The 12,432-nt window shown below is 44.1% G+C and carries 14 protein-coding genes and 1 pseudogene; 12 read left to right on the top strand and 3 right to left on the bottom strand.

Annotated elements, in window-relative coordinates; all coding sequences use genetic code 11:
- Nucleotides 1-103 precede the first annotated feature (103 nt).
- Nucleotides 104-1,333, bottom strand: coding sequence for an acetamidase/formamidase family protein (locus ACNPNW_RS02395; RefSeq protein WP_448766460.1), 1,230 nt, complete (start codon nucleotides 1,331-1,333; stop codon nucleotides 104-106).
- 369 nt (nucleotides 1,334-1,702) lie between these two features.
- Here ACNPNW_RS02395 and ACNPNW_RS02390 point away from each other — a divergent pair, with 369 nt between their 5' ends.
- From ACNPNW_RS02390 to pal, 7 genes are all read left to right on the top strand, one after another.
- The gene (locus ACNPNW_RS02390; RefSeq protein WP_448766468.1) at nucleotides 1,703-3,046 is read left to right on the top strand and encodes an amidohydrolase; all 1,344 of its coding nucleotides are present in this window, start codon (nucleotides 1,703-1,705) and stop codon (nucleotides 3,044-3,046) included.
- Nucleotides 3,047-3,313: 267 nt separating this feature from the next.
- On the top strand, nucleotides 3,314-3,721 hold the full coding sequence (gene ybgC / locus ACNPNW_RS02385) for a tol-pal system-associated acyl-CoA thioesterase (protein WP_004645668.1): 408 nt from the start codon (nucleotides 3,314-3,316) through the stop codon (nucleotides 3,719-3,721).
- A 27-nt stretch (nucleotides 3,722-3,748) separates the two neighbouring features.
- Nucleotides 3,749-4,447, top strand: coding sequence for a protein TolQ (gene tolQ / locus ACNPNW_RS02380; protein WP_253137816.1), 699 nt, complete (start codon nucleotides 3,749-3,751; stop codon nucleotides 4,445-4,447).
- Complete coding sequence (tolR, locus tag ACNPNW_RS02375) at nucleotides 4,447-4,896, top strand: protein TolR (protein WP_004645670.1); 450 nt, start codon at nucleotides 4,447-4,449, stop codon at nucleotides 4,894-4,896. The genes tolQ and tolR overlap by 1 nt, the downstream gene beginning before the upstream one ends.
- Nucleotides 4,897-4,899: 3 nt before the next feature.
- A complete protein-coding gene (tolA, locus tag ACNPNW_RS02370) occupies nucleotides 4,900-6,213 on the top strand; it encodes a cell envelope integrity protein TolA (RefSeq protein ID WP_448766459.1) in 1,314 nt (437 codons plus the stop codon).
- Between the two features lie 205 nt (nucleotides 6,214-6,418).
- On the top strand, nucleotides 6,419-7,702 hold the full coding sequence (gene tolB / locus ACNPNW_RS02365) for a Tol-Pal system beta propeller repeat protein TolB (RefSeq protein WP_171501400.1): 1,284 nt from the start codon (nucleotides 6,419-6,421) through the stop codon (nucleotides 7,700-7,702).
- Between the two features lie 54 nt (nucleotides 7,703-7,756).
- The gene (pal, locus tag ACNPNW_RS02360; protein WP_004279115.1) at nucleotides 7,757-8,329 is read left to right on the top strand and encodes a peptidoglycan-associated lipoprotein Pal; all 573 of its coding nucleotides are present in this window, start codon (nucleotides 7,757-7,759) and stop codon (nucleotides 8,327-8,329) included.
- A 79-nt stretch (nucleotides 8,330-8,408) separates the two neighbouring features.
- On the opposite strand, the gene ACNPNW_RS02355 is transcribed toward pal, so the two are convergent.
- The gene (locus ACNPNW_RS02355) at nucleotides 8,409-8,594 is read right to left on the bottom strand and encodes an NF038105 family protein (protein ID WP_004645674.1); all 186 of its coding nucleotides are present in this window, start codon (nucleotides 8,592-8,594) and stop codon (nucleotides 8,409-8,411) included.
- 181 nt (nucleotides 8,595-8,775) lie between these two features.
- Between ACNPNW_RS02355 and ACNPNW_RS02350 the strand changes: the two genes are divergently transcribed.
- The 5 genes from ACNPNW_RS02350 (at nucleotide 8,776) to ACNPNW_RS02330 (ending at nucleotide 12,074) form a co-directional block, all read left to right on the top strand.
- Nucleotides 8,776-9,750: a class 1 fructose-bisphosphatase gene (locus ACNPNW_RS02350; protein ID WP_044112048.1), complete on the top strand. Its 975-nt coding sequence runs from the start codon at nucleotides 8,776-8,778 to the stop codon at nucleotides 9,748-9,750.
- Nucleotides 9,751-9,801: 51 nt separating this feature from the next.
- Nucleotides 9,802-10,578: a TrmH family RNA methyltransferase gene (locus tag ACNPNW_RS02345; protein ID WP_004279118.1), complete on the top strand. Its 777-nt coding sequence runs from the start codon at nucleotides 9,802-9,804 to the stop codon at nucleotides 10,576-10,578.
- Between the two features lie 167 nt (nucleotides 10,579-10,745).
- Nucleotides 10,746-11,360: an RNA polymerase sigma factor gene (locus ACNPNW_RS02340; RefSeq protein ID WP_129717051.1), complete on the top strand. Its 615-nt coding sequence runs from the start codon at nucleotides 10,746-10,748 to the stop codon at nucleotides 11,358-11,360.
- Nucleotides 11,357-11,674 (top strand): hypothetical protein, encoded by a 318-nt coding sequence (locus ACNPNW_RS02335; protein ID WP_004279120.1) that lies wholly within the window; start codon nucleotides 11,357-11,359, stop codon nucleotides 11,672-11,674. The genes ACNPNW_RS02340 and ACNPNW_RS02335 overlap by 4 nt, the downstream gene beginning before the upstream one ends.
- The gene (locus ACNPNW_RS02330) at nucleotides 11,664-12,074 is read left to right on the top strand and encodes a DUF3106 domain-containing protein (protein ID WP_420937820.1); all 411 of its coding nucleotides are present in this window, start codon (nucleotides 11,664-11,666) and stop codon (nucleotides 12,072-12,074) included. The genes ACNPNW_RS02335 and ACNPNW_RS02330 overlap by 11 nt, the downstream gene beginning before the upstream one ends.
- Nucleotides 12,075-12,117: 43 nt before the next feature.
- On the opposite strand, the pseudogene ACNPNW_RS02325 reads toward ACNPNW_RS02330, so the two are convergent.
- Nucleotides 12,118-12,432: pseudogene (locus tag ACNPNW_RS02325) on the bottom strand (IS4 family transposase); the annotation flags it as partial.

Raw genomic sequence — 12,432 nt, 5'->3', positions numbered from 1 at the left:
TTCTCACATTCTAAACATTTTCAAAGTATTACAAAAGAAAAAGCCAACTGGCCATACCTGAATCAGCTGGCAAAAGCACAAAACAAAAAACTGAATAAAGAAATTACTTCTCTTCTTTCTTAAACTCCTTAAAATCTGCTTTACGAATCATCGCATGAATACCCTTGGTTCGATCGACCACTTGAGACACTTCAAAATCAGTCGCTGCACTTAAGTAGGCATAGGCAATTTCTTCAGAAATGCCATATTCATTGACTAGGAAGCGAATCGCTTCACGGGTGGATTTACGCATGGCTTCATCTAAGTCTTCATCCAGACCCGGCGTGATCCAGAATTCAGCATTTTCAGCCAGAGGCTGTTTAATCTCTGCACCCGGAATTTTATCTTTTCCAGATTTAAGCAAAGTGAATTTTAAAGTCGCACGTGCCGAACCTTCCAAGGCAGTTAAAGCCACCTCACCATCACCTTGTACAAAGTGACTATCGCCTGTATAGAATAAAGCACCTGGCACCTGTACAGGATAATAGGCCGTAGCCCCTGCTCCTAATTCATTGATGTCGATATTCCCGCCATAAAATGATGGTGGCACAGAGTGCACAGGCTCACTGGTATTTGGTGCAACGCCCATCGTGCCCATAAACGGATTCAGCGGGAAACGAATCGCTTTACCAGATTCAGTTTTTAAAACGCCTTCCCATACACCATCCGCATTTTTCTCAATTGGGGTAAAAATGGACACGTTGCCATAAGCATCAGGATTGGCTGGAGATGCATGCTCATGTTTCTGACGTTTCGGGAATTCGGGTAAGGTGCCTTTGCCATGACGGTTTGAAATCACGCCATAAGGCACACGCGGTTCAACTTTTAAAATCTCCACTTTTAGAATATCGCCCGGCATTGCCCCTTCTACATAGACAGGCCCGGTAATAATGTGTGGTCCATCTTTATGGAAATCATGTTTCAATTTGGAATTCGTGATCAGCTTGGCTTCATCCAATACATGCTCAGGCTTGACGCCTTTTGATGTGAAATATTTCTCTGCATTGCGGCCTTGATCTTCCAGCAGCCCTTCATGCGAAACTGTATCGAAAGTAACTGTGCTACCTGAAGGGGCAGTCAAGACAGGTTTTGCATCTTTATTTGGCAGATAACCCCAAGTAATCGTATTTAAGGTACTCGGCACATAATAATGACCTTTATATTCACCACTTTTGAGTAATGTCGGTTTATTTTCCAGCTGTTTCAGTATCTTAAAGTCTTCAGCCCATAGGCTTGTCGAAATAAAACTTAAGCTTGAAGCTACTGCCAGAGATAAAGCCAAAGGTTTTAACATGTGTTCAATTTCCGTCATAAAAAATATTACGAAAGAGTGAAAGCAATCTAAGTGCCAAAATAAGTTTAAGAGGTTTAAAAAATCTTCACTTCATTCAGATTATTGATATAGAGGTAATCGTTTTTATCCCTTTTTAGCCTGAAATTTTTATAATTTTCATACCTTATAAATATAAAAAATCAATTTATATACATACTTTTACAATGTAAAAGAACAAATAAAGCTCTTTAAGAACAGATATTAACACCCAGAATACCTTTAAGGTATCAAAAAATACTTAGAGAGTTTTGGTCGAAATTAGATCAGTATGCCATCCTAAAGAATCTCTTTAACCATTTAAAATTCTTAAGGTTCTCCTGAAGTATGAACATGTATAAGCAGATATCCCTTTGTCTCCCTCTTCTTTTCTGTAGCCAGCTCAGCCTGGCCGACTGGATTGATGATTCTGTACAAGCTGCTGAAGCACACACCATCAAATTACGCCAACATATCCACCAGCATCCTGAACTGGGCAATATGGAATTCAAAACCTCGGAGCTGGTCCAAAAAGAATTAAAATCCTACGGCATTGAAGTACGTAAAGGCTATGCCAAAACTGGTGTAATCGGTGTATTAAAAGGTGCAAAACCCGGCCCTGTGATGGCATTACGCGCAGATATGGATGCATTGCCAATTAAAGAAACTGCAACGGTGCCTTTCGCCAGCAAGCAAAAAGCCATTTATCAAGGTAAAGAATCTTATGTGATGCATGCCTGTGGACATGATGCACATACCGCCATGTTATTGGGTGCAGCCAAAGTGCTGGCCGCCAATAAAGATAAAATTGCGGGGACAGTGGTGTTTGTATTCCAGCCGGCCGAAGAAGGCGGTGCAGATATTGATAACTTCACTCATGGCGATCAGATTGGCTCACGTAAAATGATTGCCGACGGTGCATTAAAAAATCCAAAACCTGAAGTCATTTTCGGGATGCATGTAATGGCAGGTATGCCAAGTGGCAATATCTTCTACAAAGATGGTGCGATTTTAAACAGTGCCGATCATTTACGTATTCAGGTCAATGGTAGTCAGGTGCATGGCTCCATGCCTTGGGCAGGTAAAGACCCAATTTATGCCTCTGCCCAGATGGTCACCAATTTACAAAGCCTGATCAGCCGTAAAGCCGACCTGACCAAAGGAATGGGTGTGGTCAGTATTGGCAGCATTCAGGGCGGCACCACCGGCAACGTCATTCCAGATCAGGTCAATATGGTCGGGACTATTCGCTCCAATAGTGAAGATGTACGTCAGGGCATTTTAAAAGACTTGCCAAAAATGCTGGAACACAATGCCGCAGCCAATGACGTCAAGGTGAAAGTCGAAATTGCACCTTATGCACCAGTGACCACCAATGATAAAACCTTGACTGAATTGATGCGCCCGACATTGGCGAGCGTGCATGGTGAAGATAAATTGCATGTTTTAGACAACAATGCCAGCGCCAGTGAAGACTTTGCTTATTATGGCCAGCTCATGCCATCGCTCTTCGTGTTTGTCGGTGCCACACCAGCAGATCAGGATCCGGCAAAAGCCGCACCGAACCATAACCCGAATTTCATTGTTGATGATGCGACCCTGAAAACCGGTGTTGAAAGCCATGTCCGTTTTATTCTGGACTATCCAAAAGTGGCTGAGCAGGTTCAGGCCAACTGGAAACAGAAAAATAAAGGCTAATCCTCTGCTACAAAAAATGCGCGGCTCCATGGACTCGCGCATTTTAGTATCTGCTGCTGTTTTATAAATGAGCTGTTAGCTGTTCTATACTTCCTCGATACCACTTCTGTCCAGATTTGACACCTTGTGCCATTGGTCTCAAAACTCAAAATGCTAAACTTTGTCCCGCTAAATTGCTTGACTGTTGGCAGGAATCCGGCAAACTCTAATCCCTTTCCTGCATCTAAAAACAAGCAAAAATTTCGAAAATCTGCATGGAACAAAACTATGGCGAATCACTTTGAATTCAATATCCGCGTTTATATTGAAGATACTGATGCGGGTGGCATTGTCTATCACGCCAATCATATTCGCTATATGGAACGTACCCGTACCGAATGGTTACGTGCCGCTGGAGTGAGCCATTACTGGCATCAGACAGACTACAATTTTGTGGTGCATAAAATTAATGTCAAATATATGCGTCCGATCCTGATGGATGATTTAATTACTGTTACGGCACGTGTCATTTCATGTAAAGCTTCATCATTTGTATTGCAACAAAATATTTATCGTGGTGAAATCATGCTTGCATCAGGTGAGGTTGAGTTGGCATGTATCAGTGCAGAGATGCGACCACGTCGACTCCCGGATGAAATCCGCGAACTAATTCAAAAAGAATTGGAACAAGACTAAAAAAATTTATTGGCACACGTAACAACTATGGCGACTCAGTTAGAATCATCTCTTCAAGTTTCAGATCTTATTTTACAAGCAAGCCCTGTCGTACAACTGGTGATGCTTTCTCTCCTGTTAGCCTCAATATATAGCTGGTATCTGATTGCCAGGCTCTATATGAATTATAAAAAAGCCCAAGCCGATGATGAACATTTCCAGAAAATCTTCTGGTCTGGTGCTGAGCTGAATACCCTGTATAACAATGCACAACTCAACTCCAAACGCACTGGCCTTGAAGATATTTTCTATCAGGGTCTGGGCGAGTTCCTGAAACTGAAAAAACGCCATGCGCCGACTGCCCAGTCGATTGAAGGAACAGAGCGTATTCTGCGTGTCGGTTTAAGCCGTGACCAAGGTCATCTGGAACAAGGTCTGGGTGCATTGGCAAGTATTGGTTCTGTTGCACCTTATGTTGGTCTGTTCGGTACAGTCTGGGGCATCATGAACGCCTTTATTGGCCTGGCAGATGTTGATCAGGTGACACTGGCGACGGTCGCACCCGGTATTGCAGAAGCCTTGATTGCAACTGCGATCGGTCTGTTCGCAGCCATTCCAGCGGTATTGGCTTTCAACCATTTTACGGCCAAAGGTGAAACAGTCTATTCTGACCGTGCGCTGTTTGCCGAAGAAATGGTGGCGCTATTGCAACGTCAGTCTGTGGGCGTAACTCAGGACAAAGACTAATGGCGATTCAAGCTTCAGGACGCTTTCAGCGTATTAAAAAGCCACTAAAAAGTGACATGAATGTGGTGCCGTATATCGATGTCATGCTGGTACTGCTGGTAATCTTTATGGTCACCGCCCCGATGATTACCAGCGGCATCAAGGTTGACTTGCCTCAGGCCAACGGATTACCGATCGATTCCAAGGATACCCCGAGGATTGTCACACTTAAAGAAGATGGTTCATATTATCTAGAATATAAAAATCAGGCGACCGGCCCAGTCACACTAGAAGAATTAACCCGTACGCTTGTTGATGCCCAAACCCAGGCGCAAAATGAAAACAAGGTGCTCAATGTCGTGATCAATGGCCATAATACCCGTCCTTATGGCGATGTGATGGCCTTGATGTCCAGCCTGCAGGATGCTGGCCTTTCTCAAGTCGGTTTACTGACCAAGCCATTAGAATAAAGTATGAAAGACTATAAAAAGCCACCATTTCAGAAAAAAGCCATCGCACTTGGATTCACCTTAGGCATCCATGCAGTGGCTTTGGTGGGCTTACTTTATCTGGGCATGAGTAAACCCCCTGAACCGCCAAAACAGATCAAAACCGTTCTGATCAAGCCAGAAGACCTTAAACCGGTGACTCGCGAAGAAACCGAATTTGAGGAAACTGCACATGAAAATGTCGCAGAAGAAATTACCCAGACTGCTGAACCCAGTATAGAACCTGCTCCTGTGATTCCGACAGCAGCCCCTGCTGTACCTGTGACTCCGCCTGCTCCTAAAGTCGATACACAAAAAGCCCAGCAGGAACTAAAAGCGGCAGAGGCAGCACAAGCCAAGGCTGCGCAACAAGCAGCTGAAGCAGCGAAACGTGCCGAAGCAGCTGAACAGGCGAAACAGGCAGCGGCAAAAGCCAAAGCGGATGCAGCGCAAAAATCCAAGGCGGAAGCCGAAGCTGCACGCCAAGCTGAACTGAATGCACAGCGCAAAGCCGATGCTGCACAAAAAGCCAAACTGGAAGCACAGAAAAAAGCCGACTTAGCTGCCAAGCAAAAAGCGGATGCTGCAACAAAAGCCAAAGCAGAGGCTGATGCCAAACGTAAGGCTGAAGCTGCTGCTAAAGCAAAGGCAGATGCGGCAGCAAAAGCCAATAATGATGCAGCGGCGAAACGTAAAGCAGATGCTGATGCGAAAGCTAAAGCCGATGCAGCAGCGAAAGCTAAAGCGGATGCAGCAGCAAAAGCCAAAGCAGACGCGGCAGCCAAGGCTAAAAATGATGCAGAGGCGAAACGCAAAGCGGATGCTGATGCGAAAGCTAAAGCCGATGCGGCTGCTAAAGCCGACGCTGATGCCAAACGCAAGGCAGATGCCGACGCTAAGGCCAAAGCGGATGCAGACGCCAAGCGCAAAGCAGATGCCGAAGCAAAAGCCAGAGCTGATGCAGATGCCAAAGCTTCAGCCGCTAAACAGGCTGCTGAAGAAGCTGCACAGAAAAAAGCGGAATCAAAACGGATTGCATCCACTGCGAAGCGCGATTTTACTAATAAAGTTAAACAGGCTTGGAATACACCAGTGGGTTCATCTGGTAAAACTGCCAACGCTCGCGTCACGCTAAGTGATAGTGGTTCTGTCATTTCTGTAGTGGTAAGTGCAAGTGATCCCGATATGAAAGCCAGTGTAGAAGCTGCAGTTCGTGCTGCTGCACCTTATCCAATGCCTTCCGATCCAGATGCACGCCGTGAAGCGCGAAGCTTTACTTCAACCTTTACTGCGCAATAAAAAACGGAGCCATCACATAAATAATGTTGTGATGGCTTTTATTTTTTAAGCTAAACTTCACTTTAAATTGATTAAATAATATTCACTTTTCACAGTGTCATAACAGTTTGGTCATAAATTCATGGTTTTATTCTATTAAATCCATGCGATGATGTAGCCCAAGCACCTATACAATAAATCCGTTGATTTGAGTAAATAACGAATGATGGAAAAGACTCGCAAACATCTACTCTGCCTCGCAATCATTAGCGCTTTAAGCCCTGTATTGGCAACCCAGTCCTATGCCCAATTGCATCTGGAAATTACCAAGGCACCTGAGGCAGCACCTAAAATTGCCGTTGTACCTTTCAGTCAGGATCAGAGCATTTATCCTATTGTGGAAAATGACCTGAATCGTTCTGGCCGCTTTACCAGTGCTTCAAAAAACCTGCCTGCAACAGCGACATTGAATAATCCGAATGCAGAAGCTTGGGCATCAGCTGGTGTTCCCTATGTAGTCACCGGCTCATCCAAGACCACAGCCGATGGTTCTTTTGAAATCCAGTATCAGCTCTATGATGTCGAAAAAAAACAATATCTATTAAATGAATTGCTGACTGTTCCAGCCTCACGCACCCGTCAGGCAGCACATATGATCAGTGATGCCATTTATCAGGCATTGACCGGTATTCCTGGTGATTTTAGCGGACGTATTGCCTATGTGCTGCGTAATCCTGCTACGCCGGAACAACGCTATACCTTGCAGATTGCCGACACCGATGGCGAACAGCCAAAAACCATTTTGACCTCACGTGATCCAATCCTTTCTCCGGCATGGACACCAGATGCCAAAAAAATCGCTTATGTGTCCTTTGAAACCAAACGTCCGGCGATTTATGTACAGGATCTGGCAACAGGACAACGTGAAAAACTGGCCAGCTTCCGCGGCTTGAATGGCGCGCCGAGCTTCTCTCCAGATGGTAAGAGCATGCTGTTTACTGCCTCTATGCATGGCAATCCGGAAATCTACCAGATGAATCTGGAAACGCGTAAGCTACAACGTATGACCAATGACAGTGCTATTGATACTGAAGCACGTTATTCGCCAGATGGAAAATCTTTTATTTTCACTTCTGACCGTGGTGGTTCTCCGCAAATTTACCGCCATGATCTTGAATCAAGTAGCAATAAACGCCTGACCTTCCGTGGTGCATTCAACGCGCGCGGCACGCTGAGCGCAGATGGTAAAAAACTTGCATTAGTTCATCGTCCAAGCGGCAGTAACTATCGAGTTGCGGTTCAGGACATGACCTCCGGTGTGAACAATATTCTGACGCCAACGACGCTGGACGAATCGCCGAGCTTCTCACCAAATGGCCAGATGGTGGTCTATGCCACCCGTGAAGGTGCACGCGGACTCTTGTCGATCATGTCGCTGGATGGCCGCTTCCGTATGAATTTACCAAGTGAAACGGGTGAAGTCCGTGAACCGGCTTGGGCGCCAAAATAAGATTTTTATATTGATAAACCCTTTACCCCATAATCAAACTTCATGGAGATGAAGATGAACAAAGTAAAATTATTTGCCTTGCCACTTTTAGCAGCAGCTGTTGTCATGACAGGTTGTGCGAGCCGTAAGCCTGCCGCTGAAGTTCAAACGGGCGGTTTAGATACGACCGGTACAACAACTGTGAATACTCAAGGTCTGAGTGAAGATGCAGCACTGAATGCACAAAACATGGCAGGCGCTTCTGCAAAAGGCGTTACTGCAGAAAATAAAGCATTCTTAGCAAAACGCGTGGTGCATTTTGACTATGACAGTACTGAGCTCAGCAATGAAGATCTAAATACGCTGCAAGCCCATGCGCAGTTCCTGATGGCCAATGCCAATTCACGTGTAGCACTCACTGGCCATACCGATGAACGCGGTACCCGTGAATACAACATGGCACTTGGCGAGCGTCGTGCCAAAGCAGTAGAAAGTTTCCTGGTGACGACTGGTGTGAATCCTGGTCAATTGGAAGCAGTCAGCTATGGTAAGGAAATGCCAATCAATGCGGGCCATGACGAAAATGCCTGGAAAGAAAACCGCCGTGTAGAAATTAATTATGAAGCGGTACCACCATTGTTGAAATAATTTTCATTCATGATGGTTTCATCAAATAAAAAGCACTCAATCATGAGTGCTTTTTATTGGCTACAATGAAAGAATCGGTCTACTTTGGAAGCTGATCCTGTTCAGCCGGATGCATCGATTCGATCAGGTCATGTTTATTGAATTGTTTGTACTCTGGTTTTGCTTCATAATCCCGCCAGGCTTCTTTCATCTTGTCTTCAGAGATATCATCTAAAGTAATGCCTTCGCTTGGCGTTGGAGTCGCATCAAACTTCAATGTTGTCATATCTGTGCTCCTATTCTCAATTTTCCTTTGTCTTCAACATAGCACTTTTCGCAGGAGTTGCAAGGGCAAAATCGATACAAATAATCCAGTTTAATTTTTCTTTTAGTACGTTCTCATCTAAAATATAGCCGCATATCGTTTTGATCATATTTTCCCGATTTAAGTCTTGGAGTTTCCCCCTATGTCATACCGCACTTTATCCCAGTTTTTACAACAACAAAGCGGGAATCTTACACCTGAACTTGCGCAAGTTATTGAAACAATTGCAAACACTTGTAAAGACATTGATCAATTGCTGCAAAAAGGTGCTTTAGCGGGTGTATTGGGAAGTGCACAGCATGAAAACGTTCAAGGCGAAGAGCAAAAGAAACTGGATGTCATTTCTAATGACTATTTGATTGATGCCTTGCAGCAACATCCAAATGTGGGTGGTTTGGCCTCAGAAGAACTGGACGAATTCACCCCTGCACAAGAAAATGGTCAATTTCTGGTATTGTTCGACCCATTAGATGGCTCAAGCAATATCGACATCAATATGTGTGTTGGTACTATTTTCTCGATTCTTCCTGCGAAGAATGCTGTGACTCAGGCAGAAGACTTTATGCAAGCCGGTGTTCATCAGGTAGCTGCAGGTTATGTGCTTTATGGCCCATCGACTATGCTGGCATTGACGGTCGGTGCAGGCGTGGTGTTCTTTACCTATGATCCTGAAACTCAAGAATTCCTACTGACTTCTGAAGCCATTCAGGTTGCTGCAGATACTAAAGAATATGCGATTAATGCATCGAATCAGCGTCATTGGGAAGCACCAGTACAGCGTTATATCGATGAATTGTTAGCTGGCAAGACTGGCCCTCGTGAAAAAGACTTCAATATGCGCTGGGTTGCCTGTATGGTGGGCGACATTCACCGTATTCTTTGCCGTAGCGGTATCTTCATGTATCCATACGACCTTAAAGATCCGGCTAAAGCTGGCCGTCTACGTTTAATGTACGAAGCCAACCCAATGAGCATGCTCATGGAACAGGCTGGCGGTGCATCGACTACAGGTCGCGTGCGTATTCTTGAGATCGAACCGACAGATCTACATCAACGTGTACCAGTGATCATTGGTTCTAAAAACGAAGTTGATCTTGTGACCAGCTACCACAACTAATTTTTATAGCGGCAGTCGATATTGAATCGGCTGCCGTGGATTATATCTCCCATGCCAACTTTTTTTCTTGATTCAAAAGACAATCCAAAGATTAAACACTTACGTGGTTTAATTGAACAAAATACCTATCGTAAAAAACAGGGTCAAACGGTTTTAGAAGGCACGCATCTATCTCTCGCCTGGCTCCATGAAAACCGTAAGATTGATTCTATTTTCACCACTGAACATGCACTTTCACATCCTGATTTCGAGAAAATTCTCGCAAAATACACCGGTATGGTCTTTGTTCTAAGCGAGTCTTTATACAAAGATTTAAGCACTTTAGGAACATCTTTAGCCTGTTTAGCTGTGGTCACTCTACCGACAGCAAATTATGCATTGGATTTTAAAGCAGACACTTTGATTCTGGAAAATGTACAGGATCCGGGTAATGTAGGCACCCTGCTTCGCTCTGCTGCTGCTGCCGGTATTGAACAGATTGTGTGTACCAAAGGTTCTGCATCGCTCTGGTCTCCACGCGTATTACGTGCCGGTATGGGTGCACATTTCACACTGCAAACCTTTGAAAATATTGCGCTTGAACAAATTCTTGAGCAATTTCAAATCCCTGTCTATGTGACTAGCTCACATCGCGCTGAAAGCCTGTATTCAAAAGACTTACGTAAACCTTGCGTATGGATTCTGGGCAATGAAGGTCAAGGCGTATCTGATTATGCGATGCAACATGCTGAAGCAGTGAGCATTCCGCAACCCGGTGGTCAGGAATCACTGAATGTCGCAATTGCAGGTTCGATCTGTTTCTTTGAAATGGTACGTCAACGTATCTAATTAGGGATTTAGGTTACAGTGTTTTAATACGACCCTGCCCGTGTATAAAATAGATTAAACTACAAAAATAATAAACTTAATTGTCAACCAAACCAGAATTCCCAACGTTATATGATTATGAACTTGGGAATAATGGTGGGTGTCCAATGACAGGATTTTCCATCTCTATGGATTTAGCACCAAAACAGCTGCAAACACATGATGTAAGTATTCTGAAGAGTACGGCTGAAGCACGTCTGAAGAATTTCATGCAGGATGTGACTGGGCGTGCTTTGGTGATGATGGAAAGTGCAACTCAAGGTCATCATGGTATTGCCATGGATCTGGTTCAGGAAGCTTTCATTTCCTTACACAAATCCTATGCAGAAAAAAGCACTGAAGAATGGTATCCCCTATTTTATACCATTCTCAACAACAAGTTACAGGACTGGCGCCGTAAAGAGTCACGGCGTGGTCAAATATTCTCATTTTTCAAAAAAGTCAGTCTCGATGACGACGAAATTGAATTCGATGATGTCGTCGATGAATCAACACCAACGCCTCTGGACTTTCTCGATCAGGCAGTTACTGCTGAAGAAATCCAGGAAGCGATTGCAAAATTGCCTGTGCGTCAGCAGCAGGCATTTATGCTAAGAGCTTGGGAAGGATTTGATACGCATACCACCGCACAGATTATGAACTGCACAGAAGGCAGTGTAAAAACCCATTACCACCGTGCTATCCAAGGCTTACGCGCCTCTTTAGCACATTTAAATCCATATCTGGGAGGGTCATCCGAATGAATCAAGATGATTTCTTAAAACAAGTAACTTCCAAACTTGATGGACTGGCACAACAACATAAAGACAAACCTGTTGTCATGCACCATGTTCTTGAAGAAATTCAGGATTCAAAACATTCACGCTTTGCATTTCTAAAAATGTCAGGTTTTGCTTTGGCAGCTGCGATTGCAGGCATTGTGGTATTACCAAATCTTTCGGACCATAACGAGCCGCAAACTCAAATGGTGTCAGTCCCAAAACTGTCTCCGCAAATGCTTGAAGATTTAGAAATGTTAATGGTTTTAGGTGAGGACAAAGTTCCACATGGCAGCTAAAAAATTGGCGATTGCTTTTTGTGCATTCAGTTTTCTGCAAACCAGCTTTGCAGGATTTGAACGTTTTTGGCTATTTTCCAAGGATGCGAATACCCAAGTAACTGATACTTGGGATAGTCTCTCTGATTCTGAACAATTAGCACTGATTAAACGTTACCAATCTCTAAAAGAAATTCCCGAACAACAAAGTGTCAGCTTACAGCAGCGTATGGACTGGTTTACCCAACTCCCTGATGCGGAAAAACAGAGAATGCGTGAGACTTGGCAAATGATGAGCAGTCAGGAACGCAAAGAACTGGGCGCACGTATGCAAAAAGCATCTCCTGAGCAACGCCTTGCCATTCGCGAAGAATACATTCTCAAATATCAGCAAGTGACTCAACAGCCTAACTCGCATTAAACACTTAATATAAAAAGCCTCCATATGGAGTAATGCCAGTCAGTTAAGAAATTGACTGGCATTTTCTTGGGTATTTCTGCGGTTTTCCTTTCACAACTCGTGGGCAACTTCTAACCCTTCTCTCAGGCAAAACATACCTCCTCGATTTCTCCAGTAAACTTTCTAGATGTTTAGGTAAATTCCCTGCGGAGTCTAAAGAATCAAATCTTAATATATTCAGGATGCTGATAGAGGCAATATGAAAGCTGATTCTCAAAGGACTGACTTTTGCACGTTGAGCCATATGTTTCATTTGTCTTCTTAGAATATTATAGGCAATGAAGACCCCCCATAATTCTTGATAAATTAAATCAGGTTG

The sequence above is a fragment of the Acinetobacter endophylla genome (assembly GCF_053543775.1).
This window is presented reverse-complemented; position numbering and strand designations above follow the sequence as displayed.

Bases quoted from the DNA above. Each gene is read 5' to 3' on its own strand.
- ACNPNW_RS02355 (WP_004645674.1), bottom strand. From the start codon at position 8,594: ATGACAACATTGAAGTTTGATGCGACTCCAACGCCAAGCGAAGGCATT.
- ACNPNW_RS02395 (WP_448766460.1), bottom strand. From the start codon at position 1,333: ATGTTAAAACCTTTGGCTTTATCTCTGGCAGTAGCTTCAAGCTTAAGT.
- pal (WP_004279115.1), top strand. From the start codon at position 7,757: ATGAACAAAGTAAAATTATTTGCCTTGCCACTTTTAGCAGCAGCTGTT.
- ACNPNW_RS02330 (WP_420937820.1), top strand. From the start codon at position 11,664: ATGGCAGCTAAAAAATTGGCGATTGCTTTTTGTGCATTCAGTTTTCTG.
- tolR (WP_004645670.1), top strand. From the start codon at position 4,447: ATGGCGATTCAAGCTTCAGGACGCTTTCAGCGTATTAAAAAGCCACTA.
- ACNPNW_RS02390 (WP_448766468.1), top strand. From the start codon at position 1,703: ATGTATAAGCAGATATCCCTTTGTCTCCCTCTTCTTTTCTGTAGCCAG.
- ybgC (WP_004645668.1), top strand. From the start codon at position 3,314: ATGGCGAATCACTTTGAATTCAATATCCGCGTTTATATTGAAGATACT.
- ACNPNW_RS02350 (WP_044112048.1), top strand. From the start codon at position 8,776: ATGTCATACCGCACTTTATCCCAGTTTTTACAACAACAAAGCGGGAAT.
- ACNPNW_RS02340 (WP_129717051.1), top strand. From the start codon at position 10,746: ATGGATTTAGCACCAAAACAGCTGCAAACACATGATGTAAGTATTCTG.
- ACNPNW_RS02345 (WP_004279118.1), top strand. From the start codon at position 9,802: ATGCCAACTTTTTTTCTTGATTCAAAAGACAATCCAAAGATTAAACAC.
- ACNPNW_RS02335 (WP_004279120.1), top strand. From the start codon at position 11,357: ATGAATCAAGATGATTTCTTAAAACAAGTAACTTCCAAACTTGATGGA.
- tolA (WP_448766459.1), top strand. From the start codon at position 4,900: ATGAAAGACTATAAAAAGCCACCATTTCAGAAAAAAGCCATCGCACTT.
- tolQ (WP_253137816.1), top strand. From the start codon at position 3,749: ATGGCGACTCAGTTAGAATCATCTCTTCAAGTTTCAGATCTTATTTTA.
- tolB (WP_171501400.1), top strand. From the start codon at position 6,419: ATGGAAAAGACTCGCAAACATCTACTCTGCCTCGCAATCATTAGCGCT.